Consider the following 24,541-nt stretch of genomic DNA (forward strand, 5'->3'; position numbering starts at 1 on the left):
CCGGCCGGCTGTTCCTCGCCGTCGACCCACCGGCGGCGGCGGTCACCCACCTCGACCGTGCCCTCGCGCCGCTGCGCTCCGCCCCCGGCGCCCCGCGGTGGACGCCGTCCGCGCGGTGGCACCTGACCCTGCTCTTCCTCGGCGAGGTGCCCGGTGCCCGGCTCGCCCCGCTGACCACCGCGGTCGGCCCGGCCGTCGCTGCGGCCCCGGCGATGTCCCTGCAGCTGGCCGGGGCCGGGCGGTTCGGCTCCCGTCGCCGTCCGGCGGTCTGCTGGGCCGGCCTGGCCGGCGACGTCGCGGAGCTGACCGCGCTGGCCGGCCGGCTGGCCGCTGCCGCGCGCGGGCTGGGTCTGCCGGTGGAGGAGCGCCCGTTCCGGGCGCACCTCACGATCGGCCGGTGGCGGCCCGGTCAGCCGGCCGACGGCGACCTGCCCGAGCGGCTGGCCGGGTACCGGGGGCCGGTGTGGCCGGTGCCCGAGGTGGTGCTGTGGCGCAGCCACCTCGGGCCCGAGCCGCGCTACGAGCGGGTCGCCGCCTGGCCGGTCGGCTGAGGCACTGCTGAACTGAGCGGCCGCTCGTCGCCGCCGTCCCCGGCTGCCGCCGCGTCCCGCGGGAACAGCCGCTGGAGCACGTCGGTGAGGGTGATGACCCCCAGCACCTCGCGGTCGTCGGTGAGCACGGCCAGGTGGTTGCGGGTGTCCCGCATGGTGGCCAGGGCGGCGTGCACCGTGGTGTCGGCGGGCAGGGCGAACACCGGCCGGGCGAAGTCGGCTGCGGCGGCGTCGCCGGGTGCGGCCAGCGTGTCGCGGACGTGCACCACCGCGTTCGGGCGCTCGCCCGGGCCGACCCCCAGCAGCACCCGGAGGTGGCCGGACTCGCGGGTGGCCGCACGGACCTGCTCGACGGTCGCCGCGGCGGGGACCCCGGTCAGCTCCCTGCCCGGGGTGAGCAGCTCACGCACGGTCAGCTGCTCGAGCTCCAGCACGCCGGCGATCTGCGCGGAGTAGCTGACCTCCAGCGCGCCGACGTTCGCCGAGTGCTCGACCAGGTGCCGCAGGGCCTCCGGCGTGGAGCCGACGGCGACCTGGTCGGCCGGCTCGACCCCCACCCGGCGGACGAGGGCGTTCGCAGCGGCGTTGAGCGCCCGCAGCAGCGGCCGGGTGAGCACCAGGAAGCCCCGCATCGGCAGCGCCAGCAGGGTGGCCGACCGCTCGGGGTGCGCGATGGCCCACGACTTGGGCGCCATCTCCCCGACGACCAGGTGGATGAAGGTGACGATCACCAGCGCCAGCACGAAGCCCACCACGTCGGCGGCGACCGCGGGCAGCCCCCACCCCTCGAACAGCGGGGTGAGCCAGTGGTGCACGGCCGGCTTGGTGATCGCACCCAGTGCGAGCGTGCAGACGGTGATGCCCAGCTGCGAGCCGGCCAGCAGCAGGGTCAGCTCCGAGGAGCTGCGCAGCGCGGCCCGGGCCGAGCGGCTGCTCGCCGCGGCGTCCTCCAGCCGGTGGCGCTTGGCCGCCATGAGCGCGAACTCCACGGCCACGAAGAAGGCGCTGAGCCCGACGATGGCGACGGTCGCGGCCAGGACGACGATCGGGTCGTCGGTCATCGGGAGACCTCCTCGTCGGTGCGGTCGGCGGACCCGGCCGGGGCGGTGCCCGGGAGCTCCAGGCGGAGCCGGGACGGGACGTGCCGGTCGACGGCGAGGACGGTGACCCGGAGCAGCCGGGTGGCGGGCGCGTCGTCGTCCACCAGGTCGGCCGGGTCGGCCGGCAGCTCCACGTCGACGACGGTGCCGACGTCGGGCAGGTCGCCGTGCACGGCGATCACCAGGCCGGCGACGGTCTCGTGGTCACCGCGCGGCAGGTCGATGGCCAGGGACCGCTCGACCTCGTCGACGTGCACGTCACCGGCCATCTCCCACACCCCGTCGTCGGCCACCGGCTCGTAGCCGGGGTCGGCGGGGTCGTGCTCGTCGGTGATCTCGCCGACCAGCTCCTCCGCGAGGTCCTCGAGGGTGAGCACGCCGGTGAAGCCGCCGTACTCGTCGATCACGCAGGCCAGCTGCTGCCCGGCCCGGGTGAGCTGGTCCAGCGCGTCGGGCAGCGCGGCCAGCGAGGACACGACCAGCGGCGGCCGGGCGATGGCGGCGACCAGGGCCGTGTCGGGCTCCCGGGTGCGCAGCAGGTCGGCCAGCTGGACGACGCCGACGACGTCCTCGCTGCCGGCGGCGAGCACCGGGTAGCGGGAGTGCCCCTGGGCCATCAGCCGCCGCAGGTCGCCGAGGGTGGTCGTCTCGGGGACGGTGGCGACCCGCGACCGCGGCACCATCGCGTGCTCGACGTCCCGCCGGGGGAAGTCGAGGATGCGGTCGAGCATCATCGACAGCTCGGCCGGCAGGTCCCCGCTCTCCCGGGAGTCCTCCACGATGTGCTCGAGGTCCTGGGCGGTCGCAGCGTGCTCGACGTCGTGCACCGGCTCGATCCGCAGCGCGCGCAGCAGCAGGTTCGACGCCTGGTCGAAGACCCAGATCAGCCAGCCGAACACCGCCAGGTACACCGCGGTGGACCGGGACAGCCACCGGGCGACCGGTTCGGAGCGGGCGATGGCCAGGTTCTTCGGGAACAGCTCGCCGAAGAGCATCTGCACCAGGGTGGAGAACAGCAGCGCCAGGACGGCGCCGGTGCCCATGGCCACCGCGGTCGGCACACCCGTGCCGCCGAGCAGCTCGCCGAGGGAGTCACCGATCAGCGGCTCGGCCACGTAGCCGACCAGCAGACCGGTGACGGTGATGCCCAGCTGCGCGCCGGAGAGCATGAACGACGTGCGGCGGGTGATGCCCAGCGTGCGGGCTGCGGCAGCGTCGCCGCCTGCCGCAGCGGCGCCCACCCGGGAGCGGTCGACCGCCATGTAGGCGAACTCCTGGGCGACGAAGTACCCGGTGGCCGCCGTGATCAGCAGGACCACCAGCACACCCGTGCTGAGGGAGAGGAGCGTCGTCACTGGCCAGGCACCGCCTCGGTCGAACAGCAGTGCCTGGCCTGGGGTATGTGGTGTGCGCTCATGTCTCTCTGTCGGTGGGGGCCCAGGACTCCCGGGCCCGTGGACTCCGCCAACGGGCCGGGTCGCCGAGCGGTTCCCACGGGGGTCCCGGACCACCCGTGCGGGCGAGCCGGTGCCGCGACTGCGGTGGTCACCGGACACCGGCCGGAGGCGGGCCTGGCACCCTGACCGCCGTGCCGCAGCCCGAGCCCACCTCCGCCTTCGACGCCGCCACCGCGGTCACCCGCAGCGAGGGCGGTGGCCTGTCCGCGACCCTCGACCCCGGCTGGGACGTCGGCGGTGGCGTCCTCAACGGCGGCTACCTGCTCTCCGTGGTCGCCCGGGCCGCCGTCCTGGAGTCCCCGCACGCCCATCCGGTGGCCCTGTCGGCCAGCTACCTGCGCGCGGCCGCGGCGGGCCCGGCGTCGCTGACGGTCACCCCCGGCCCGGCGGGGCGGACGCTCGCGCACTCGACCGTGCTGCTCTCCGACGCCACAGGGCCGGCGGTCAGCGTCCAGGCCACGACCGCGACCCTCACCGCCGACGAGCCGGCGTTCTCCTCGCCGATGCCGGCCGCCACCCCGGTGGCCGACTGCTTCTCCCTCGCCGGGAACGCGCACCTGGCGCCGTCCTCGGTGTCGGTCCCCGGGCTCACCCGGCGGGTGGAGACCCGGCTCGACCCGGACACCGCCGGGTGGGCGCTCGGGCAGCCGGGGGAGGAGCCGGTGCTCCGGGCCTGGGTGCGGTTCGCCGACGACCGTGAGCCCGACCCGCTGGCGCTGGTCACCTTCGCCGACGTGCTGCCGCCGACGCCGTGGGCGCTCGGGCTGTTCGGCTGGGCCCCGACCGTGCAGCTGCAGGTGCTGGTGCGGGCCCTGCCGGCGCCGGGCTGGTGCCTGGTCGAGGCGCGGGCGAGCGAGATCGCCGGCGGCTGGATCGACGAGGACTACCGGATCTGGGACTCCACCGGCCGGCTCGTCGCGCAGAGCCGCCAGCTCGCCCGCGCCCCCCGCTGACGCCCAGCATCGATCAGGTCCCCTGATCGAACACTGTCCTACCGCAGCAGCGTTGGTGCGGTAGGACAGTCAGTGATCAGGGGACCTGATCACTGCTGCGTCCCAGCGCGGGCCTCAGGCCTCCTGGCGGAGCACCGTGGCCGGGTCGGCGCGGTCGGCGGCCCGCTGGGCGTAGAGGGCGGCCAGCCCGGCGACGACCAGGACGACGACCGCGCTGAGCGCCAGCGCGGGCCACGGCACGTCCAGCAGCGGGGTCGGCGGGCGCACCCGGTCGACGTCCAACCGCCGGTAGACCAGCGCCACCGCGCCCGCGGCCAGCACCCCGCCCAGCAGCACGCCGGCGACCGCCACCCCGATCAGCTCCACGAGCAGTGAGCGCAGGTGCGCCGCACGGGTCAGCCCCAGCCGCCGGGCCATCACGTAGCCCGCGACCCGGGTGCGCGAGCGGGCCTCCAGGTACAGCAGCAGCCCGCCGACGGCGATCACCCCGACGAACACCGCCAGCGCCGACAGGTAGCCGAACGTCCAGGTGATGCCGAGGAAGTTGGCGGTGTTGAGCACGACCGCCGGGGTGATCTGGCGCCCCGGCAGGCCGCCTGCGTCGACGAGCGCCTCGACCGCCGGGGCGAGCGGCCCGTTGGTCCAGACCTCCGACTGCCGGTTCGAGCCGGCGTTGCGGTCGATGGCGGGCACCCGGTCGGCGGCGACCAGGACCATCGGGTCGACGGTGCGACGACCCGGCAGCACCCGGGCCTGCGCGACCACCTCGGCGGCCAGCCGCGTGCTGCCCAGCCGGAGTTCCGGATCGCCCAGCGGCACCCCCTGGGTCACCACCGGCACCCGGCCGTCGACCTCGGGACCCTGCAGCGCGGCCATCAGGTCGGGGAGGGACGCATCGGCGAAGGAGTCGTCCCAGAACGCCGTCCCGGCGAAGGTGTCGGGGTCGACGGCCAGCACCTGGACGTCCACGCGGTCTCCCTCGGCGTCGACGACGTCGCCCTCGTACCGGACGACGAACGTGCCGATCCGCTCGACGCCGGGCACCGCGTCGATCCGGGACACCGACGTGAGGGCGCGCGCGGCACCGACCTGCACCCCGACCTTCGCGTCCAGGGTCGTCTGGGAACTGGCGGTCAGCGTGGCCGTGTAGCCGAGGACGGCGACCGGCAGGGTCACCGCGACCAGCAGCGTCGCGGTGGCCAGGCGGGCGGCGGTGAGCCGGTTGACGGCGAGGAAGACGGCGGGGGAGCGGCGGCCGGCCCAGCGGCGGAGCCGGGGCAGCAGCGCGGTGACCAGCCGGGCCAGCAGCGCCGCGGCGCCGGCGACCGCCAGCAGCGGGAACGCCACGAGCAGTCCGTTGACCTGCGCCACCCCGGCGTCGCTGACCACCGCGTCCCGGCTTTCCAGCAGCACCCAGCACCACGCGGCCGCGACCAGCAGCGCCAGCTCCCACGGCACCTTCGCCGGCCAGCGGGGTGCCGCGCCCAGCGGACGTTCGGCCGTGCCCCGCGCACGGAGCCCGGCGACGGCGGCTGCCGCGCCCAGGCCGACGACGAAGGCCGCCACCCCGGCCCAGCCCGCGGCCGTGGTCGCCGACCGGTCGAGGTCGTCGGCCGGCCCCAGCCCGGCGATCAGCAGGCGGGACGCCGCCCAGCCCAGCGCCGCCCCGGCCAGCGCCGGCAGGCCCAGCTCGAGCGCGGTCTTGCCGGCCAGCGGCACGGGCCCGACCCCGCGGGCGGCCAGCAGCCGGACCTCCGTGGCCCGCCGGTCGGCCCAGAAGCTGCCGGCCGCGGCGACCAGGACCAGCGCGAGCAGCGCCCCGGCGACGGCCACCGGGATCACCGGGCCACGCAGCCCGCGCTCGATCAGCGAGGCGCGGTCGGCCGCCTCGGCGAGGCGTGTGTTGACCGCGGCACCCCGGTCCCCGGGGTCCAGGCCCGTCGCCGTCCGCTGGGCCGTGGCCTGGGCGTCGATCAGGCGACGGGCCTCCGAGATCGAGAGCTCGTCCCGGTCGAGGGGCACCTCGGCCAGTTGGCTGACCCCGCCCATGCCGGGGCTCAGTTCGTAGAAGACGGCGGGGTCGGTGGTCAGGGCGAGCGCCGGCGGCGGGACGTTCGCGCTGGTGTCGTTCGCGTACAGCTGGCGGTAGTCGCACCAGTAGGGCCCGGGGTCGACGCTGTAGAGCGCCGTGTACAGGCCGACCACGTCGACCGGGACGCCGGCGACGGCGATCCGGTCACCCAGCGCGATGCCGGCTCCGTCGGCGTAGTCGGCGGGCAGCCAGACGCCTGCGCCCGGCCGCTCCGCCACGACGTCGACGTGCTCGAGCGCGGCCGGCCGGTGGAAGAGGGTCACGCCGATGGACGCCGGCTCACCGGCGGCCGTGGTGACCCCGCCGCCGCCAGCCACCAGCACCGGCCGGCTGTCCCGCCCCTGCTCGCCCCAGGCAGCGGCCAGGGCCTCGTCGGTGGCCGCGGTGGTCGGCGTGCCCGAGGGGTCACCGTTCTGGTCGAACTGCTGGGTGCCCAGGCCGGTCTGCAGCCAGCCGGCCTCGGCGCACTGGGGTGCGAGCTGCTGCTGCAGGGCCGCCGAGCGGGCGGAGGAGAGGAACAGCGGGGCGGAGGCGACCGCGCAGGCCAGGATCGCGGAGGTGATCAGCACGGCCAGCACGGCGGCGGGCTGGCGCAGACCCAGCCACGGGGCCCGGGTCCAGGGCGCCAGGCGCCACAGCGGGGGCCGGCTCACGACGGCGCCCCGTCGGTGAGCACGCCGTCGCGCATGGACAGCACCCGGTCGGCGCGGGCCCAGGCGATCTCGTCGTGGGTGGCGATCAGCACCGCCGAGCCCTCCCGGGCGGCGTCGGTGACCGCGTCGAGCAGCCGGTCGGCGTGGCCGCGGTCCTGGTGGGCGGTGGGCTCGTCGGCCAGCAGCACCGCCGGCCGCAGCAGCAGCGCACGGGCCACGGCGACCCGCTGCTGCTCGCCCAGGGAGGCCTGGTGGGGGTAGCGGTCGGCGAGGTGGTCGACGCCGAAGTCGGCCAGCAGCGCCCGGGCGCGGGGCTCCGCGTCGGCGGTGGCGCCGCGCAGCCGCGCGGGCAGCAGCACGTTGTCGGCGAGGCTGAGGTCGGCGACCAGGCCGAGCGCCTGCGGCACCAGCGCCAGCTCGCGCCAGCCCAGGTCCGCCGGTGACCGGCCGGCCAGCGGGCCGAGCTGCTCCAGCCGGCCCTCGTCGGCGGTCTCCCAGCCGCACAGCAGCGCCAGCAGGGTGCTCTTGCCCGAGCCCGACGGGCCCACCAGCGCGACGAACTCCCCGGCGTCCACCCGCAGGTCGACCCCGGCCAGCGCGGTCACCGTCTCCGCACCGCGGGCGAACCGCTTGACCAGGCCGGTGGCGGCGAAGCCGCCGGCCGGCTGCAGCCGGGGGCTCACGCGGCGACCAGCCGGCCGTGGTCCAGCCGCACGAACCCGTCGGCGATCGCCATCACCCGCGGGTCGTGGGAGGAGATGACGAACCCGACGCCGGCGGCGGCGAGGTCCTCCATCGCGACCAGCACCCGTTCGGCGGCGGCGGTGTCCAGCTCGGCGGTCGGCTCGTCGGCGACCACCAGCGCCGGGTCGCCGACCACGCCGCAGGCGACGGCAAGCCGCTGCTGCTCACCACCGGAGAGCTGGGCGGGGTGGTGGTCGGCCCGCTCGCGCAGGCCGAGCCTGCCCAGCAGCTCCAGGGCGTCGTCCTCGGTGGCGGGAGCACCGCGCAGCGCGGCGGCCAGCCGGATCTGCGCGACGGCGTCCAGGTAGGGCAGCAGGTTCTCGCCGGGCCGCTGGAACAGGTAGGCGACCTGCCGCTGGCGCAGCCTGCGCCGGGCCCGGGCACCCAGCCGGTCGACCCGCTGCCCGGCGATGAGCACCTCCCCGGCGTCGGGTGAGTCGATGCAGGCCAGCAGCCGCAGCAGCGAGGACTTGCCCGACCCCGACGGCCCGACCACCACGGTCACCTGGGCGCGGGGGATGGCGACCGTGACGTCGTCCAGCGCGGTCACCGACTCGGTCGCCGTCCGGTAGGTCTTGCGCACCCCCCGGCACACCGCGGCCGGTGGCGCCTCGGGCGTGCTGAACACCGGGGCGGCCAGCGGGTCGGCCGCGAAGTGGAAGCCGTCGTCGGTGCTCATCGAGGCGAGAGCCTAGGTGCTGGGCGCAACCACGGCGGGGAGCTGCACGTCGCCGGTCAGGTAGCGCTGGACGGTGGGGCCGACGGCCGCGACCAGCTCCTCGGCGGTCGCCGACGCGAGCGGCTCGACCCGCAGCACGTAGCGGGCCATCACCACCCCGATCAGCTGGGAGGCCACCAGCGACCCCCGGGCCTCCGCCTCGGCGGCGGGCAGGCCCAGCGTGCCCACCACCCGGCGCAGCACCTGGGAGACCAGGAACTCCCGGAGCAGCCGGGCGGTCCACTCGTTGGTGACCGCCGACCGCACCAGGGCGAGCCCGGCGGACCGCCCCGGCCCGTCCCAGACGTGCAGCAGCAGCCGGACGACGCGGGCGCCGAGGTCCGCCGTCCCGCCGGCGAGCAGCTCGGGCAGCAGCTCCTCGGGGTCGGCCGGCGCCTCGATCGCGGCGAGGAACAGCTTGTCCTTGCTGCCGAAGTAGTGGTGCACCAGGGCGGGGTCGACACCGGCGGCAGTGGCGATCACCCGGATCGAGGCGCCGTCGAAGCCGCGCTCGGCGAAGGTGGCGCGGGCGGCGGCGAGCACCGCGTCCCGGGTGTCCGGGTTGCCGGGCCGTCGTCCGGTGGGCCGGGCGCGGCGGGCGGGCTGGCTCAGCTGGTCCTCCTCCGCAGGGTGGCCGCCGCCAGGCCCAGGGCCAGCAGCGCGGCGCCGGCCACGACGCCGACGTCCACCCACATGGTGCCGGTCGCCGCCGAGGAGGCGCCCACCTCCTGCAGCGCCTCCACCGCGTAGGTCAGCGGCAGGACGTCGCTGACCGCCTGCAGCCACCCGGCCAGCTGGTCGCGGGGCACCAGCAGCCCGCACAGGAAGAACTGCGGCAGCACCACCACCGGCATGAACTGCACGGCCTGGAACTCGCTGCGGGCGAAGGCGCTGGCCAGCAGCCCCAGGGCCACGCCGAGCACCGCGTCGACGACGGCGATCAGCACCACCAGCGCGAGCGGGCCGGCGACGTCCAGGTCGTAGGCGGTGGTCGCGACCGTCACGGTGACCACCGCCTGCAGCGCCGCGGCCAGGCCGAAGGCCGCGCCGTACCCCAGCAGCAGGTCCAGCCGGGACAGCGGTGTGGTGAGCAGCCGCTCCAGCGTCCCGGACGTCCGTTCCCGGAGCATGGCGATGCTGGTGACCAGGAACATCACCACGAACGGGAAGGCCCCCAGCATGGTCAGCCCGACCCGGTCGAACGTCGCCGGCTGGCCGGGCGGGGTGGGGACGTCGGCCCACAGCAGGTACAGCAGCCCGAGCAGGGCGCTGGGCAGCACCAGCAGCATCGCCACGGTGCGGTGGTCGTGCCGCAGCTGGCGCAGCACCCGCCCGGCGGTGGTGGAGGTCAGCCGCGGGGAGAGCGCGGTGGTCATGTCGGCACCCCCTCGGCGCGGACCAGGGAGAGGAACGCCTCCTCCAGGTCGTCGGTGCCGGTGCGGGCGCGCAGCTGCGCCGGGGTGGAGTCGCTGAGCAGCCGCCCGTCGCGGAGCAGCAGCAGCTGGTCGCACCGGCCGGCCTCGTCCATCACGTGGCTGGAGACGACGAGCGTCGTCCCGGCCGCGGCGAGGGCGTGGAAGTGCGCCCAGAGCTCGACCCGCAGCAGCGGGTCCAGCCCGACCGTCGGCTCGTCGAGCACCAGCAGCTCGGGCCGGGCGACCAGGGCGCAGGCGAGCGAGGCCCGCCCGCGCTGCCCGCCGGAGAGGTCGCCCACCAGCTGCCCGGCGGCCGCGCCCAGGCCCACGTCGGCCAGTGCGGCGTCGGCCGCAGCGGCGCCCCGGCCGGCGAGGGCGGCGAAGTAGCGGGCGTTCTCCCGCACGGTCAGGTCGGGGTAGACGCTGGGCGACTGGGTCACGTAGCCGACCCGGGCACGCAGTTCCGCGGTGCCGGCGGGCCGGCCCAGCACGGTGACGGTGCCCGAGTGCACGCGCTGCACGCCGACCACGGCGCGCAGCAGGGTGCTCTTCCCGCTGCCGCTGGGGCCGAGCAGGCCGGTGACCCGGCCGGGTGGCACGGAGCAGCTGACCTGGTGCAGGACCCGGCGTGCACCGCGGTGCACCACCAGGTCGGAGACGGTCACGGCGGCGGTCATGGGCCCTCCCGAGACAACTCAACGGCTGATGAAATCAACGCTAGATGAGTTGTGCTGGCAGGACAAGAGCCCGGGCGTCGCCGGGGAGTTCAGCTGGTGCGGCCCAGCTCGGTGAGCAGCCGGCGACGGCGGTCGTGCTCGTCGGTCGAGAGGTCGTAGAGCTCCACGTCGCTCTGCCGTTCCTTGGCGACGTACATGGCCACGTCGGCCTGCCGGAGCAGGGCGCCGATCTCCACCGGCTCGTCGCCGGTAGCGGCCACGCCGATGCTGGCGCCGATCTCCAGCGCCAGCCCGTCGACCGGGAACGGCGCGCGCAGCGCGTCCCGCAGCTGCCCGGCCGTGGTGCACGCATCCCGCGCCGTGGCCTCCGGCAGCAGGACGGCGAACTCGTCGCCGCCGAGCCGGGCCAGCAGGTCCTCGTCCCGCAGCAGCGGCCGCAGCCGCGGCCCGACCTGGGCCAGCAGGCGGTCGCCGTAGCCGTGCCCCAGGGTGTCGTTGACCTCCTTGAACCGGTCCAGGTCCATCAGCAGCACGGCCAGCCGCGCCCGAACCGTCAGCAGCTGGGCACCCCGGGCGAGCAGTGCCGCCCGGTTCGGCAGGCCGGTCAGCTCGTCGTGCGTGGCCTGGAAGGCCAGCCGGCGCTGCAGCTCCAGCCGCTCGGTGACGTCCCGCGCGGTCACGAGCAGGCCGCCGATGACCGGGTCGCTGCGCCGGTCGGAGGAGCTGATCTCCAGGTGCCGCCAGCCACCGTCCCGGTGCCGGGCCTGCACGAGGAAGACCTGGGAGGGGTCCTGGTCGCGGGTCACCGGCTCGCCGTCCGCGGTGAACAGGTCGGCGTCGTCGACGTGCAGCAGGTCCTGCGCCCGACTCCCCAGCAGCTCCTCACGGGACCAGCCCAGGACGTCGGAGACCGAGTCGGAGACGAAGGAGATCTGCCCGCCGGGCGTCAACAGGGCCAGGACGTCGTTCGTCGCCTGCACCACCGACCGGAACCGGCGCTCCCGTTCCAGCGCGACGAGCAGGGCGTTGAACGCCGCGGCGGTGGTGCCCAGGTCGTCGGCGGAGCCCACCGGCAGGGCCAGGGCGGTGGCCGGTGGCACCCGGCCCTGCGCGGTGGCCACCGGGTCGCCGACGGTGTGCGCCACGTCGGTGAGGCGGCCGGCGAGCAGCCGCAGGCGGCTGCCGATCACGTGCCGGGCCAGCAGCCAGTTGGCCGCGCCCAGCACCAGGCCGGCCGCCAGGCAGGCGACCCGGAACACCGGGTCCTCGGCGTACCGGGCCGGCACACCGAGCAGTTCGGCGAACACCGGGAAGACCGCGCCGACGGCCAGTCCGAGCAGGGCCATCCCGACCGCCAGCCGGGTGAAGGCCGACCAGCGGGCAGGGGTGTCCCCTCGACCCGTCGTCCGCGGTGGCGCCATGGGGCCAGATCGGCACCCGGGTGCCTCGACTGGACCCCCGGGAGGCCGGTCTCCCCCCGGCGAGGGGGACCCGGGGCCAGTCACCGGCCGGCGCGTCGGCGACGCACGGCGTCCAGCACGGCGATCAGCAGCAGCGGGACGATCGACCACGCAGCCAGCACCCACAGGGCCCGGACGACGCCGTCGTCGCCGAAGTAGGCCGCGCCGCGGAGCGCCCGCACGGCCACCCCGGGCGGCAGGATCCCGGCCAGGGGCTGCATCCACGGCGGCAGGTACTCCGCCGGCAGGTTCCCGGTGCTCGTGGCGTTGCCCAGGATGATCAGCCCGATCGAGGTGACGAACGTGCCGCCCGAGCCGATCACCCGCAGGACCAGCGCGGCCGGTGCGGCCACCGCCAGCGCCAGCAGCCCGACCAGCAGGGCCAGGGTCCAGAACCCGGCCGGGACGGCGTCGAACAGCACCCCGGCGGCCCAGGCGACCAGCAGGCCGGAGACCGTCGCGAACAGCAGGATGCTCACCACCCGCCAGCGCAGCGGCAGCTTCGGCGCGGCCTGGTAGGAGTTGATCCCGAACAGGAAGCCGCCGAGCACCACCCCGAACGCGCTGTAGAAGATGCCCAGCCCGCGGGAGTCCCCGGCCGACAGCGGCTGCAGGTCGACCACCTGCAGCCCTTCGGCGATCGGGCCGAACGCCTGGGTGAGGGTCTGGGTGACGCCCTGCCCGTGGGCGCCGGCCACCAGCAGCCGCGGCTGCGGGCCGTCGAGCAGCAGGGCGCCGTAGACCTCGGCCTGCCGGACGGCGTCCCGGGCGACCGCCTCGTCGGGCAGCGACCGGACCGCGAGCCGCCCCGGGGACTGCTCCTCCAGCGTGCCGGCGACGGACTCGACCTGCTGGCTGCTGCCGACGACCGCCACCGGCGGGTCGTGCGGCACGGCGGCGCGGAAGGCGTCCAGGAACACCATCACGAAGGCCAGCCCGACCACGGTGGCGACCAGCGCCGGGACGCCGACGCCCCGGACCAGCGCGGCGCCGCGTGAGCCGTTCGAGTTCTCGGTCTCGGCCGCCGCGTCGGACGGTCCGGGTGAGGGGCTGAATCCTCCGGGCACGCGTGCTCCCCGTCTCCTCGGTCGGCGGGTCCGGTCAGTCGGTCGGGCCGGCCAGTGCGGTGCCCAGGGCGTCGCCGGAGCGCCACGCGCTCTCCACCTTCGAGGGCGCCGACCAGCCGTCGCCGCACAGCCCGATGCCACCGGTGACCGCGAACGGCTCCTCCCGCGGGGCGGCCGGCTTGGCGAAGCTCCAGCGGTGGACGTGCGTCCACTCCGGCTCATCGTGCAGCCCCAGCACCGCACGCACCGCGGCGAGCACCGCGGGCACGGCCCGCTCCGGCTCGTCCAGGTGCTCGGCGGCGAGGGCCGGCGTGGTGTGCGCGACCAGCACCGGTGCGCCGTCCCCGCGCCGGTCGCCGTCGTCGGCGACCCACTCCAGCGCGGGGGAGTCGTGCACGAACGCGCCGTGCAGGTCGGCCGGCCAGCGACGGCCGGAGAAGCTCAGGGCCACCGCGAGCGTCGGCTGCCACTCGGTGGGCTGCAGGCTCCCTGCGATCGCCGCGCCGGGGCCGAGCAGCCGGGCCGCCTGCGGGTCGGGCATCGCCAGGACGACGGCGGCGGCCGGGGCGCCGTCCACGGTCGGACCACCGTCGCCGTCCACCCGGGTGACCGCCCGCTCCAGCTGCACGTCCAGGCCGGTGGCCAGGTCGGTGACCAGGCTCCGCAGGCCGCCGGGGGTGCCGTAGCGCAGCGGGCCCGACGTCGTCCGCTCGATGCCGTCCGGCCCGGCGACGGCGAAGGTGTCGGTCCACGGGCGGGCCAGGCCGCGGTCGACCCAGCCGGAGACCACCGGGGCGAACGGCGAGCCGTCGGCGACGGTCAGGTAGGAGGCGCCCAGGTCGACCGGCCGGCCGTGCAGCGTGCGGCCGCCCATCCGGCCGCCCAGCCGGCGGCCGCGGTCGACCACCTGGACGGGCCGGCCCCGGTCGGCCAGCGCCCGGGCGCAGGCGATGCCGGCGATGCCGCCGCCGATGACGACCGTGCTGCCCGGGCTGCTCACGGCACGATCCTGCGGTCCACGACGCGATCGTGCCCGTCGGGGCACGCAGGGGCCGGGTGACCTGACCGCCGGACGGCGCCGGGGATGATCCTCGTCGTGCCCGTCCTCCCCGTGCTGATCACCGACCCCGCCGACGAGCGGGTCGCCGACTTCCGCGACCTGGTCGCCGGCGACCGGAAGCCCGGCACCGAACGGGGCACCGGACCGGTGATCGTGGAGGGCGTCCCGGCGGTCGAGCGGCTGCTCGCCTCGGGCTACCCGGTGCGCAGCGTCTTCGGCGTCCCCGGCCGGGTGGCCGCCCTGCGGCTGCCCGACGACGTGCCCGCCTACGAGGCCGACCGGTGGGTGCTCTCCGACGTCATCGGGTTCCGGCTGACCCGGGGCGTGCTCGCCTCCGCCGACCGGCTGCCCCCGCCGGACCTGGACGAGCTGCTGGCCGGCCCCGACCCGGCCGCGCCGCGCCGGCTGGCGGTGCTGGAGGGGCTGAACGACCACGAGAACATCGGGTCGATCGCCCGGTCGGCGGTGGCGCTGGGCGTCGACGGTCTGCTGCTGGACCCGACCTGCGCCGACCCGCTGTACCGGCGGTGCGTCCGGGTGTCGATGGGGCACGTGCTGTCGCTGCCGATCGTGGTGCTCGGCGACTGGCCGGGCGGGCTGGAGCGGCTGCACCAGGCCGGGTACCTCACGATCGCCCTCACCCCGGCGGCCGACGCTGTCGACCTGGCCGACGTCGACCTCGCCGCCCACCCGCGCACCGCCGTGCTGCTCGGGGCGGAGGGGCCGGGCCTCAGCGCGGCGGCCAAGGAGACGGCCCGGGTGCGGGCCCGGATCCCGATGCGGGCGGGCGTCGACTCGCTCGGGGTGGCGGCCGCTGCGGCGATCACCTTCGCCACCCTCCGCTGACCTGCTGACGGCTGGGCTCCTGGCGATGCCGCGTTCCGGCCCCTACCGTTCCACCATGACGTTCTGGATCGTCCTCGGTGTCCTGCTGGCGGCGCTGCTGGCCGGAACTGCCCTGATGGACCACCGGGCCCGGGCCCGCGGCGCCCGGGTGGCCGGCGACGTCGGCCGGAACGTGTCCCGGGGCGCGGTGCACGGCGATGCCGATGCCTACCGCGGCGCGGACGCCCAGGGGCACCGCACCAGCGGTGGCATGAACGGCCCGTGACCGCCCGGGCGCTCGCCCGCTGAGCGAGGCCCGCCCCCTGATCCACACGGGGGCCGGGCCTCGGCTGAGCTGCGGCGTCGTCAGCCGCGCAGCGACAGGCGGGCCAGCTCGGCCCGGGCCTGCTCGGCGAACTGCGGGGCGCACATCACGTCGTAGCGGCCGGCCACGATCCGGCTGGTGCTGGTGAAGTCGCGCTTGCCCTGCGAGGCCGCGTACCCCACGGCGCCGAAGACGGCCCCGAACACCAGCCCGATCAGCAGGCCGCTGAGCACCGAGCCGAACCAGTCGCTGCCGTCGGCGGCGAAGATGCCCAGCAGCAGGCCCACGAAGAGCCCGAACCAGGCCCCGCTGGCCGCGCCCGCGCCGATCGCCCGGCCCCAGCTGAGCCGGCCGGTGACCCGCTCGACCTGGCGCAGGTCGCTGCCGATGATGGTCACGTTCTCCACCGGGAACTTCTCGTCGGAGAGGAAGTCCACCGCCCGCTGGGCCTGCTGGTAGTCGTCGTACGAACCCACCTGCACGCCGCCCAGCGGCATGGACACAGAAGCTGACATCTCGATCTCCGTTCCGAGTCGGCCTGCTGATGGAGGCCGGACGTTCCGGCCGCCACGGGTGCCCACCAGGACGACGACCGGCTCACTACCCGAAACGATCTTCCGGGACACCCTGTTCCTCCGGCCCCGCTGCAGGGTCCCGCGCCGCGCGGAGCGTGGCGTGGGGGCAGCGGGGTCCCTCATCACACCAGGCTGTCGGCCCAGGCGCGGTGCAGGTCGGCGAACCGGCCGGTGCCGCCGACCAGCTCGGCCGGCGAGCCGTCCTCGACCACCCGGCCGGCGTCCATCACCAGCACCCGGTCGGCGATCTCCACGGTGGAGAGCCGGTGGGCGATGATCAGCGCCGTCCGGTCGGCGAGCAGCGTCTGCAGGGCCTGCTGCACCAGCACCTCGGAGGGGACGTCGAGGGAGCTGGTGGCCTCGTCGAGCACCAGCACCGCCGGGTCGGCCAGGAACGCCCGGGCGAAGCTGACCAGCTGGCGCTGCCCCGCCGACAGCCGGCCGCCGCGCTTGGCCACCTCGGTGTCGTAGCCCTCGGGCAGCGCCCGGATGAAGGTGTCGGCACCGATCGCCCGGGCCGCTGCCTCGATCTCGCTGCGGGTGGCGTCCGGCTTGCCGAAGGAGATGTTGTCGGCGATCGACCCGGAGAACAGGAAGCTCTCCTGGGTCACCATCACCACGGCCCGGCGCAGGTCGGCGTCGGTCAGCCGGTCCAGCGGGACGCCGTCCAGCCGCACCTGACCGGCGACCGGGTCGTAGAACCGCGCAGCCAGCCGGGCCAGCGTGGACTTCCCGGCGCCGGTGGCACCGACCAGGGCGACCGTCTGGCCGGCCGGGATGGTCAGGTCGAGCTGCGGGAGCACGGTCGACCCCCCGTAGCCGAAGCGCACGTCGTCGAAGACCACCTCGCCGGCGACGGGGTCGGGCAGCGGCTGCGGGTCGGCCGGCTCCGGCACGGCCGAGCGCTCCTCCAGCACGCCGGACAGCTTCTCCAGCGCGGCGCTGGCCGACTGGTAGCTGTTGTAGAACATCGCGATGTCCTGCAGCGGGTCGAAGAAGCGGCGCAGGTACACCAGGAACGACAGCAGGAAGCCGACCTCGAGGTCGCCGTCCATCACCCGCAGTGCGCCGTAGCCGAGCACCGCGACGGTGACCAGGTTGCCGATCATCGTCACGCTGGGCACGAAGACGGCGATCAGCCAGAACGCGTGGTGGTGGGCCTTGCGGTTGGCCTCGTTGAGCTCGGCGTGCAGCGCGTCGTTGCGGGGCTCCCGGCGGAAGGCCTGCACGGCGCGGATGCCGCCGAAGGTCTCGGTGAACTGCACGATCAGCGCGGCGATGGTCTGCCGGGTGTGCCGGTAGGCGACCGTCGAGCTGCGCTGGAACCAGCGGCCGACGAGGTACAGCGCGGGGAGGCCGAGCAGCGCGACCAGGCCCAGCGGCAGGTCGAGCACGAGCATGAGCACGCCGATGGAGACCACGCTGAACAGTGCGGTGAGCAGCCCGTCGAGCCCCTCGTCGAACAGCTCGGCCAGCGCCTCGACGTCGCTGGTCAGGCGGCTGATCGTCTTGCCGGACGTGTACCGCTCGTGGAACGACAGCGGCAGCCCCTGGACGTGGGTGAACACCCGCCGCCGCAGGGTGAGCAGCACCGCCTGGCCGACCCGACCCGAGCCCATCAGGAAGCGGTAGCGCAGCCCGGTGTCGAGCACGGCGGCGACGACCATGGCCGCGGTGACCCAGACCAGCGGCCACGGATCGTCGTCCAGCAGGGCGGGGACGGCGACCTCGATGCCGATGCCGATCAGCAGCGGGCCGGCCAGCCAGGCGAGGTTCTGCACGACGATGACGGCCAGCAGCAGCCACAGCGCCCGGCGGTGCGGCCGCAGCAGCTCACCGAGCAGCCGCCGCGAGCGGCCGCGGAGGAAGGAGCTGGCGGAGGCGTCCAGGTCGTCGGCGTCCTCGCCGGCCACGCCGCGCCAGTCGGCGTGCGCGTCGGCCGGTGCGCCGCCGGCGTCGGTGGTCACGGCCGCGCCGGTGCCCGGGGTGGTCATCGGGCGCCCACCTCGCTCAGGTCGGTGCCGGTGAGGCCGGCGAGCTCGGACTCGGAGGAGAGCAGCGCCCGGTAGGCGGGCACCTGCGCGAGCAGGTCGGTGTGCCGCCCGACGGCGGTGATCCGGCCGCCCTCCAGCAGCGCCACCCGGTCGGCGAGCAGCACGGTGGAGGCCCGGTGGGCGACCACCAGCGCCGTCGTCTCCGCGAGCACCTCGCGCAGCGCGCGCTCGACGAGCGCCTCGGTGTGCACGTCCAGCGCCGACAGGGGGTCGTCGAGCACCAGCACCGACGGGCGGCCCAGCACGGCGCGGGCCAGCGCCAGCCGCTGCCGCTGCCCGCCGGACAGGGACAGGCCCTGCTCGCCGATGCGGGTGTCGAGACCCCAGGGCAGGTCGTGCACGAAGTCGGCCTGGGCCACCTGGAGCGCCTCGGCCACCTCGGCGTCCCCGGCGCCGGGGCGGCCGAGCGTGACGTTCTCCCGCACGCTCATCGAGAACAGCGTCGCCTCCTCGAACGCGGAGGCGACCACGGTGCGCAGCTGCTCCAGCGGGAGGTCGCGGACGTCGTGCCCGTCGAGGGTGACCCGCCCGCTGGTGACGTCGTACAGCCGGGCGACCAGGGCGGTCATCGTCGTCTTGCCCGAGCCGGTGGCGCCGACCAGGGCGACGGTCTCGCCGGGCCGCACCTCCAGGTCGACGTCGGTGAGCACCGGGTCGGCGGTGCCGGGGAAGCGGAAGCCGACGTGCTCGAACCGCAGCCGGGCGGGGCTGCCCACCGCGGCCGGCCGCACGCCCGGGGCGTCGGTGACGGTGAGCGGCGCGTCGAGCAGCTCGCCGATCCGGTCGCAGGCGCTGGCGGTCTCCTGGGCCTGGGCGAGCAGGAAGCCCAGCGAGAGGATCGGCCACAGCAGCACGGTGTACAGGGCGACGAAGCCGACGAGCCCGCCGACGGTGAGGGCGCCGCTGCTCACCGCGAGTGAGCCCCCCACGAGGATCACCGCCAGGGTGATCTGCGGCTGGAACTCGAACAGGCACCAGATCAGCGCCAGCGTGCGCACCTTGCGCAGCTCCAGGCTCTGCAGCCGCAGGGCCTTGCGGTCGTACCGGCCGAACACCAGGCCGCTGCGGCCGAGCGACTTGACCACCCGGATGCCCTGGACCGCCTCCTCCACGTCGGTGGCCAGCTCGCCCTGCTCGTCCTGCACCAGCCGGGACTCGGCGTTGTAGCGCTTCTCCAGGCGCAGCCCGAAGAAGGTCAGCGGCAGGCAGGTGACCAGCACCGCCACGCCCAGCGGCCAGTAGGTGGCCACGAGCAGCGCGCCGACGACGGCGCAGGTGACCAGGTTGACGACGAGGAAGACCGCACCGAAGCCGACGAAGCGCCGGATGGTGGAGACGTCCGAGGTCGCGCGGGACAGCAGCTGCCCGGAGGACCAGCCGTCGTGGAAGGCGACCGGCAGCCGCTGCAGCCGCTGGTAGAGGGTGTCGCGCAGGTCGCGCTCGATCTGCAGGCTGCTGATGTTCATCGCCCAGCGGCGCAGGAAGAACAGCGCCGCCTCGGCGACGCCGAAGACCAGCGCCAGGGCCAGCAGCGGGACCAGGCCGGCGCGGTCGCCGCGGGCGATCGGCCCGTCGACGACGGCCCGGGCGATCAGCGGCACGGCGAGCTGGGTGAGCGTGGCCAGCAGCGCGCCGGTGAAGGTCAGCGCGATGAGGCCCCGGTAGGGGCGGGTGAAGGGCAGCAGGCGGGCCAGCGCGGAGAGCCGGCCCCGGGTGTCGGCGGCGGGGGCGGCGGTCTCGGTCATGGCGCGCTCAGGCTAAGCCGGGGTGCCGACAGCAACGAACCATTTACGCCCGGGGCGGAGCCGCCCCCGTCAGCGGTTCCGGCGCACGCCGAAGACGATGTCCTCCCAGGCGGGGATCCGGGCGCGCGGGTCGTCGGTCTCGCCCTCGCCCAGCCGGCCGAGCACCAGGGTGTCCTGGGTGTCGGGGTCGACCTCGTCGTCGTGCCCGGGGCCCCGCGGTGCGGACGGGTGCTCGAGGTCGCCGGCGAGCTCGTCGTCGGGGGTGCTCTCGGCCGGGACGACGTCGGTCACCCCGTCGTCGGGCAACTGGTCGCCGGTGTCCAGCTCGTTCGTCTCGGTCAGCTCGTCGCCCCGGACCACGGCGACCCCGCGCCGGGAGATCGGCGCCGCCGGCAGCCCGGCGGGGACGTCGGGGACGACGCGCACCAGCCGGGTGCCCTCGGCGAAGTCCATGGTCGTGGCGTCCACCGGGGTGACGGTGCGGGCCGGCAGGTCGTAGCTCCACCGCGTGGTGCCCGACTTGTGCCCCGCCCGCCAGTCGGCGCGGACCTGCCAGGTGCCGTCCTCGGTGCGGTGGGCGTCCCAGCTGACCGCGTCCAGGTCGGCGCCGAGCAGCCGCAGCCGCTCGGACATGAACTGCTCCAGCGGGATGCTCGGGACGCCCTCGGACAGCCGCACCCGCGCCTCGCGGGCCTGCTCGGCGACCCGGATGCGCTCCTGCAGCACCGGGTGGGCGAAGCGCATGATCCGCTCGACCCGCGTCCCGGAGGACTCGGCGACCTGCTCGGGGGTCTCCCCGGCCCGGATCCGGGCCTGGATCACCCGGGGCGGCAGGTCCGGGGCCTGGGCCGGCCGGGCCGGTGCGCGGTCCGGCCCGGCGAGGGCGGCCCGCAGCTCGTCGTCGACCGGCAGCTCGAAGCGCTCGCCGTCCTCCGTGGCGTCGGTCTGGTCGGGCGCGTCCGCGGCCAGCACCAGTCGCTTGCCGTCCGCGGAGAGCGCCACGAGGCGCAAGGAGCGCATGAGGACGACCTCCAGCAGGGGTTCGGTGCGGGTCCGGGAGCGGGGACCAGCGCCACGCTATCCGCGCCGCCGGGAGCTGCACCCACCGACACGCCCGGTCCGGCGCGTCGGCTCGACAACGGGCCCCGGGAGACCCCCGGGTCCGCGGGGCCCGGTCGCCGCGACCGGCGGGAGCCACCAGAATGGGCACCTCGGCGAACCCGGAACCTCCTCGCGTCGTCCGCAGACACCCGGGGAGGGTGGCGGGACGGACGGTCGGCGCAGCGCGGCGCGGCAACCAGGACAGGGGAGGGGCGCTCGTGTGCGGCATCTCGGGTGAGGTCCGGTTCGACGGCGGGGTGGCCGACATGGCCGCGGTCGCCGCGATGTGCGACCAGTTGCAGCGGCGGGGCCCGGACGGCTCGGGTGGGTGGCAGGCCGGGCCGGTGGCCCTCGGGCACCGCCGGCTCAAGATCATCGACCTGACCGACGCCGGCGCGCAGCCGATGGTCGACGCCGAGCTCGGCCTGACCGTGGTCTTCAACGGGATCATCTACAACTACAAGGAGCTGCGCGCCGAGCTGCAGGGTGCCGGCTACCGCTTCTTCTCCACCTCCGACACCGAGGTGGTGCTCAAGGCCTACCACCGCTGGGGCGCGGCCTGCGTCGAGCGCTTCCTCGGCATGTTCGCCTTCGTGGTGGTCGAGCGGGAGACCGGCCGGGTGGTCATGGGCCGCGACCGGTTCGGGATCAAGCCGCTCTACCTCAGCCGCGGCCCGGGCCGGCTGCGCTTCGCCTCGTCGCTGCCCGCGCTGGTGCGCGCCGGTGGGGTGGACACCAGCATCGACCCGGTCGCGCTGCACCACTACATGTCCTTCCACGCCGTCGTCCCGGCGCCGCGCACGATCCTGTCCGGGGTCGGGAAGCTGCCGCCGGCCACCGTGCGCACCTACGAGCCCGACGGCCGGGAGTCCGACTGGGAGTACTGGCACCCCGTGCACGAGCGCCGTGCCGACCTCGCCGGCCTGCGCCCGGAGGAGTGGCAGGAGCGGGTGCTCGAGTCGCTGCGCGTCGCCGTCCGCCGGCGGATGGTCGCCGACGTCCCGGTCGGGGTGCTGCTCTCCGGTGGCATCGACTCCAGCCTGGTCGTCGGGCTGCTCGCCGAGGAGGGGCAGCGCGGGCTGGCCACGTTCTCCATCGGCTTCGAGGCCGTCGGTGAGCGCTCCGGTGACGAGTTCGTCTACTCCGACGTCGTCGCCGAGACCTTCGGCACCGACCACCACCGGCTGATGATCCCCAGCGCCGACGTGCACGCCGGGCTCGACGGTGCGATCGGCGCGATGGCCGAGCCGCAGGTCAGCCACGACGCGGTCGCCTTCTACCTGCTCTCCCAGCAGGTCAGCCAGCACGTGAAGGTGGTGCAGAGCGGCCAGGGCGCCGACGAGGTGATGGCCGGCTACGACTGGTACCCGCCGCTGGACGGCGTCCCGGCCGACCAGGCGGTCGAGGCCTACGCCCGCGGGTTCGTCGACCGCACGCACGACGAGCTGGCCCAGCAGCTGTCCGCGCGCTGGCTGACCTCCGAGGACGTCAGCCGGGCCCTGATCGCCGAGCACTTCGCCCGCCCCGGTGCCGACACCGCGCTGGACAAGGCGCTGCGGCTGGACTCCACGGTCATGCTCGTCGACGACCCGGTGAAGCGGGTGGACAACATGACGATGGCCTCGGGCCTGGAGGCGCGGGTGCCCTTCCTCGACCACGAGTTCGCCGAGCTCGCCGCGGCCGTCCCGCCGGAGCTGAAGCTGCTGCACGGCGGCAAGGGCGTGCTCAAGGACGCCGCCCGCAAGGTGATCCCGGCCGACGTGATCGACCGGCCCAAGGGCTACTTCCCGGTGCCGGCGATCATCGACCTGCACGGCGACTACCTGGAGACGGTGCGCGCCGCGCTGCACGCGCCGGAGGCCCGCGAGCGTGGCCTGTTCCGCACCGAGTACGTCGACCGGTTGCTGGCCGAGCCCAACGCGCACCGCACCACGCTGGGGGCCAACCAGCTCTGGCAGGTCGGCCTGCTGGAGCTGTGGCTCCAGCGGCACGGCATCTCCTGACCCGCGGCACGGGCCCGCAGGGGGCGGGGACACCTCCTCGACACACCGCTGGTGCACTCTGGCAGCGGCCTGCCGAGAACTGGCCCGTCCCCGAGGAGGTGCGATGACCGACGCCCTGCGGTCGCCCGGACTGTCCACCGAGGTGCGCCTCGCGATCGCGGAGATCGCCGCCGCCGCCGGAGCCTGGGTGCCGGCGCTGTCGCCGGCCGCCGACCGGGTGGCCTACGTGAGCGACCGCTCCGGGCTGCCCCGGCTGGAGGTGGCCACCCTCGACCAGCAGACCCCGCCGGCCGTGCTCTCCGGGGCCGACGAGGAGGTCGTCTCGGTCGCCTGGTCACCCGACGGCGAGTGGATCGCCTACCTGGTCAGCCCCGGTGGCTCCATCTGCGCCCAGCTGTGGGTGGTGCGCCCCGACGGCAGCGACCGGCACCTGGTCGCGGGGGAGGACCCCCGGGCCACCGTGTTCGCCGGGGGCTGGACGGCGCCGGGCCACTACGTCTGCTCGATCGCCCCCGGCGACGGGCCGGACGCCGACGTCGTCCTGGTCGACGTGGTCAGCGGCGCCCGCCGCACCCTGGCCAGCGGCGGCTTCCTCGCGGTCACCGCGGTGTCCGCCGACGAGCGCACCGTGCTGGCCCGGCGTGGCCCGCGCGGACACCGGCACGTGGTCCTGGTGGACGTCGCCTCCGGGGTCCAGCGGCGGGTGCTCCCGCTCAGCGCCCCCGGTGGGGCGGCGTCCGAGGACGGCCGGTTCGCCCCCGACGGCACCGCGGTCTACCTGCGTGCCGCCCTCCCCGGCCGGCCGGGGGTGCCGCGCAGCGACCGCACCGGGCTGGTGCGGGTGCCCCTCGACGAGGAGCGGGTGCCCGGCCCCGGGCAGGTGCTCCTCGCCCGGGCGGACGCCGACCTCGACGCCTACGCCGTGCGCACCGACGGCACCGTGCTCTGCGTCTGGAACGTCGACGGCGTCACCGAGCTCGACCTGCGCGACCTGGCCGGCGGTGCGCTGGTGCGGTCCGTCGCACTCCCGGAGCCGGTCCTGCCCGGCTGGTCGCTGTCGGCCGACGGCGGGCTGCTGCTCGCCGAGCTGACCGGCCCGACGGCGCCCCGCTCGCTGTGGGCCGTCCCGCTGGACGGCGCGGGGGAGGTGGTCCCGCTGCCGTCGTCCCCGCGGCGTCCGGACCCGCGCCTGCTGGTCACCCCGGTCTGCCTGCGCTACCCGGCCGCCGACGGCACCGAGCTGGACGGGTGGCTGCACACCCCGCCCGGCGTGCACGGTCCCAACCGCACGGTGGTGACCTTCCACGGCGGCCCGGAGGGGCAGGAGCGGCCGGCCTTCAACCCGGTCGCACAGTCGCTGGTCGCCGCCGGGCTGACCGTGTTCGCGCCCAACGTGCGCGGGTCCGGCGGCCACGGCCGGGCCTTCATGGCCGCCGACGACCTGACCGCCCGGGAGTCCTCGTTCGACGACGTGGTGGCCACCGTGGACCACCTGGTGGCCGAGGGGATCGCCGCACCCGGGCAGGTCGGGGCGCACGGCTGGTCCTACGGCGGCTACCTGACCCTGGTCGCGCTCACCCGGTGGCCGGACCTGTTCGCCGCCGGGGCGACGCTGGCCGGGATGAGCGACCTGCGCACCTTCTTCGCCGGCACGGAGCCGTGGATGGCCGCGGCGTCGGTGACCGAGTACGGCGACCCGGTGGCCGACCGGGAGATGCTGGCGGCGATCTCGCCGATGACCGCGCTGGACCGGCTCACCTCCCCGGTGCTGCTGACCCACGGCGACCGCGACACCAACGTGCCGGTGCTGGAGTCGGTGCAGGCGCACCAGGCGCTGACCGCGCTCGGCGCGCCGGTCGACCTGCTGCTGCTGCGCGGCGAGGGACACACGATCGTGGGACGGGAGAACGTGCTGCACCTGTCCGAGCGGGTGGCCGAGTGGTTCGATCGCTGGCTGTGACCCAGC

Annotated in this window: 21 protein-coding genes; 6 read left to right on the top strand and 15 right to left on the bottom strand. The window is 75.7% G+C overall.

Annotation, left to right across the window (positions count from 1 at the left end):
- Positions 1–8 precede the first annotated feature (8 nt).
- A complete protein-coding gene (thpR, locus tag ACJTNH_RS08985; protein WP_458174806.1) occupies positions 9–551 on the top strand; it encodes an RNA 2',3'-cyclic phosphodiesterase in 543 nt (180 codons plus the stop codon).
- Here thpR and ACJTNH_RS08990 read toward each other — a convergent pair.
- Both ACJTNH_RS08990 and ACJTNH_RS08995 read right to left on the bottom strand, forming a co-directional pair.
- A complete protein-coding gene (locus ACJTNH_RS08990) occupies positions 518–1,612 on the bottom strand; it encodes a CNNM domain-containing protein (protein WP_458174744.1) in 1,095 nt (364 codons plus the stop codon). The genes thpR and ACJTNH_RS08990 overlap by 34 nt on opposite strands.
- Entirely contained in the window at positions 1,609–3,006 is a 1,398-nt protein-coding gene (locus ACJTNH_RS08995; protein WP_458174746.1) for a hemolysin family protein, read from the bottom strand. Before ACJTNH_RS08995 ends, ACJTNH_RS08990 begins: the two co-directional genes overlap by 4 nt.
- Positions 3,007–3,239: 233 nt before the next feature.
- Between ACJTNH_RS08995 and ACJTNH_RS09000 the strand changes: the two genes are divergently transcribed.
- Positions 3,240–4,061: a thioesterase family protein gene (locus ACJTNH_RS09000; protein WP_458174748.1), complete on the top strand. Its 822-nt coding sequence runs from the start codon at positions 3,240–3,242 to the stop codon at positions 4,059–4,061.
- A 114-nt stretch (positions 4,062–4,175) separates the two neighbouring features.
- On the opposite strand, the gene ACJTNH_RS09005 is transcribed toward ACJTNH_RS09000, so the two are convergent.
- From ACJTNH_RS09005 to ACJTNH_RS09045, 9 genes are all read right to left on the bottom strand, one after another.
- Positions 4,176–6,806 carry a hypothetical protein gene (locus ACJTNH_RS09005; protein ID WP_458174750.1) on the bottom strand — a complete coding sequence of 877 codons (2,631 nt, stop codon included), beginning with the start codon at positions 6,804–6,806 and terminating at the stop codon, positions 4,176–4,178.
- Positions 6,803–7,489 carry an ABC transporter ATP-binding protein gene (locus ACJTNH_RS09010; RefSeq protein WP_458174752.1) on the bottom strand — a complete coding sequence of 229 codons (687 nt, stop codon included), beginning with the start codon at positions 7,487–7,489 and terminating at the stop codon, positions 6,803–6,805. Before ACJTNH_RS09010 ends, ACJTNH_RS09005 begins: the two co-directional genes overlap by 4 nt.
- Positions 7,486–8,229, bottom strand: coding sequence for an ABC transporter ATP-binding protein (locus ACJTNH_RS09015; protein ID WP_458174754.1), 744 nt, complete (start codon positions 8,227–8,229; stop codon positions 7,486–7,488). The genes ACJTNH_RS09010 and ACJTNH_RS09015 overlap by 4 nt, the downstream gene beginning before the upstream one ends.
- Before the next feature lie 12 nt (positions 8,230–8,241).
- Positions 8,242–8,811 (bottom strand): TetR/AcrR family transcriptional regulator, encoded by a 570-nt coding sequence (locus ACJTNH_RS09020; protein WP_458174756.1) that lies wholly within the window; start codon positions 8,809–8,811, stop codon positions 8,242–8,244.
- A 65-nt stretch (positions 8,812–8,876) separates the two neighbouring features.
- On the bottom strand, positions 8,877–9,644 hold the full coding sequence (locus ACJTNH_RS09025) for an ABC transporter permease (RefSeq protein WP_458174758.1): 768 nt from the start codon (positions 9,642–9,644) through the stop codon (positions 8,877–8,879).
- Positions 9,641–10,360: an ABC transporter ATP-binding protein gene (locus ACJTNH_RS09030; RefSeq protein ID WP_458174760.1), complete on the bottom strand. Its 720-nt coding sequence runs from the start codon at positions 10,358–10,360 to the stop codon at positions 9,641–9,643. Before ACJTNH_RS09030 ends, ACJTNH_RS09025 begins: the two co-directional genes overlap by 4 nt.
- 89 nt (positions 10,361–10,449) lie before the next feature.
- On the bottom strand, positions 10,450–11,781 hold the full coding sequence (locus tag ACJTNH_RS09035; protein WP_458174762.1) for a diguanylate cyclase domain-containing protein: 1,332 nt from the start codon (positions 11,779–11,781) through the stop codon (positions 10,450–10,452).
- An 80-nt stretch (positions 11,782–11,861) separates the two neighbouring features.
- Positions 11,862–12,887 (bottom strand): hypothetical protein, encoded by a 1,026-nt coding sequence (locus ACJTNH_RS09040; protein WP_458174764.1) that lies wholly within the window; start codon positions 12,885–12,887, stop codon positions 11,862–11,864.
- Positions 12,888–12,921: 34 nt separating this feature from the next.
- Complete coding sequence (locus ACJTNH_RS09045; RefSeq protein WP_458174766.1) at positions 12,922–13,887, bottom strand: NAD(P)/FAD-dependent oxidoreductase; 966 nt, start codon at positions 13,885–13,887, stop codon at positions 12,922–12,924.
- A 96-nt stretch (positions 13,888–13,983) separates the two neighbouring features.
- Here ACJTNH_RS09045 and ACJTNH_RS09050 point away from each other — a divergent pair, with 96 nt between their 5' ends.
- Together ACJTNH_RS09050 and ACJTNH_RS09055 are read left to right on the top strand one after the other, a co-directional pair.
- A complete protein-coding gene (locus ACJTNH_RS09050; RefSeq protein ID WP_458174768.1) occupies positions 13,984–14,793 on the top strand; it encodes a TrmH family RNA methyltransferase in 810 nt (269 codons plus the stop codon).
- 55 nt (positions 14,794–14,848) lie between these two features.
- Positions 14,849–15,058, top strand: a complete 210-nt coding sequence (locus ACJTNH_RS09055; RefSeq protein WP_458174770.1) for a hypothetical protein — start codon at positions 14,849–14,851, stop codon at positions 15,056–15,058.
- A gap of 80 nt (positions 15,059–15,138) precedes the next feature.
- Here ACJTNH_RS09055 and ACJTNH_RS09060 read toward each other — a convergent pair whose 3' ends face one another.
- The 4 genes from ACJTNH_RS09060 to sepH all read right to left on the bottom strand — a co-directional run bounded on the left by ACJTNH_RS09060 (position 15,139) and on the right by sepH (position 20,491).
- The gene (locus ACJTNH_RS09060) at positions 15,139–15,612 is read right to left on the bottom strand and encodes a general stress protein (RefSeq protein WP_299956113.1); all 474 of its coding nucleotides are present in this window, start codon (positions 15,610–15,612) and stop codon (positions 15,139–15,141) included.
- Positions 15,613–15,794: 182 nt separating this feature from the next.
- On the bottom strand, positions 15,795–17,666 hold the full coding sequence (locus tag ACJTNH_RS09065; protein WP_458174772.1) for an ABC transporter ATP-binding protein: 1,872 nt from the start codon (positions 17,664–17,666) through the stop codon (positions 15,795–15,797).
- Positions 17,663–19,471 (bottom strand): ABC transporter ATP-binding protein, encoded by a 1,809-nt coding sequence (locus ACJTNH_RS09070; protein WP_458174774.1) that lies wholly within the window; start codon positions 19,469–19,471, stop codon positions 17,663–17,665. The genes ACJTNH_RS09065 and ACJTNH_RS09070 overlap by 4 nt, the downstream gene beginning before the upstream one ends.
- A 69-nt stretch (positions 19,472–19,540) precedes the next feature.
- The gene (gene sepH / locus ACJTNH_RS09075; RefSeq protein WP_458174776.1) at positions 19,541–20,491 is read right to left on the bottom strand and encodes a septation protein SepH; all 951 of its coding nucleotides are present in this window, start codon (positions 20,489–20,491) and stop codon (positions 19,541–19,543) included.
- Positions 20,492–20,790: 299 nt separating this feature from the next.
- On the opposite strand from sepH, the gene ACJTNH_RS09080 reads away from it, so the two are divergent.
- Together ACJTNH_RS09080 and ACJTNH_RS09085 are read left to right on the top strand one after the other, a co-directional pair.
- Entirely contained in the window at positions 20,791–22,575 is a 1,785-nt protein-coding gene (locus ACJTNH_RS09080; RefSeq protein WP_458174778.1) for an N-acetylglutaminylglutamine amidotransferase, read from the top strand.
- Between the two features lie 103 nt (positions 22,576–22,678).
- The gene (locus ACJTNH_RS09085) at positions 22,679–24,535 is read left to right on the top strand and encodes a S9 family peptidase (RefSeq protein WP_458174780.1); all 1,857 of its coding nucleotides are present in this window, start codon (positions 22,679–22,681) and stop codon (positions 24,533–24,535) included.
- Positions 24,536–24,541 lie beyond the last annotated feature (6 nt).

This window comes from Modestobacter lacusdianchii (assembly GCF_054177765.1).

Bases quoted from the DNA above. Each gene is read 5' to 3' on its own strand.
- ACJTNH_RS08990 (WP_458174744.1), bottom strand. From the start codon at position 1,612: ATGACCGACGACCCGATCGTCGTCCTGGCCGCGACCGTCGCCATCGTC.
- ACJTNH_RS09015 (WP_458174754.1), bottom strand. From the start codon at position 8,229: ATGAGCACCGACGACGGCTTCCACTTCGCGGCCGACCCGCTGGCCGCC.
- ACJTNH_RS09025 (WP_458174758.1), bottom strand. From the start codon at position 9,644: ATGACCACCGCGCTCTCCCCGCGGCTGACCTCCACCACCGCCGGGCGG.
- ACJTNH_RS09030 (WP_458174760.1), bottom strand. From the start codon at position 10,360: ATGACCGCCGCCGTGACCGTCTCCGACCTGGTGGTGCACCGCGGTGCA.
- ACJTNH_RS09035 (WP_458174762.1), bottom strand. From the start codon at position 11,781: ATGGCGCCACCGCGGACGACGGGTCGAGGGGACACCCCTGCCCGCTGG.
- ACJTNH_RS09055 (WP_458174770.1), top strand. From the start codon at position 14,849: ATGACGTTCTGGATCGTCCTCGGTGTCCTGCTGGCGGCGCTGCTGGCC.
- ACJTNH_RS09060 (WP_299956113.1), bottom strand. From the start codon at position 15,612: ATGTCAGCTTCTGTGTCCATGCCGCTGGGCGGCGTGCAGGTGGGTTCG.
- ACJTNH_RS09065 (WP_458174772.1), bottom strand. From the start codon at position 17,666: ATGACCACCCCGGGCACCGGCGCGGCCGTGACCACCGACGCCGGCGGC.
- ACJTNH_RS09070 (WP_458174774.1), bottom strand. From the start codon at position 19,471: ATGACCGAGACCGCCGCCCCCGCCGCCGACACCCGGGGCCGGCTCTCC.
- sepH (WP_458174776.1), bottom strand. From the start codon at position 20,491: ATGCGCTCCTTGCGCCTCGTGGCGCTCTCCGCGGACGGCAAGCGACTG.
- ACJTNH_RS09085 (WP_458174780.1), top strand. From the start codon at position 22,679: ATGACCGACGCCCTGCGGTCGCCCGGACTGTCCACCGAGGTGCGCCTC.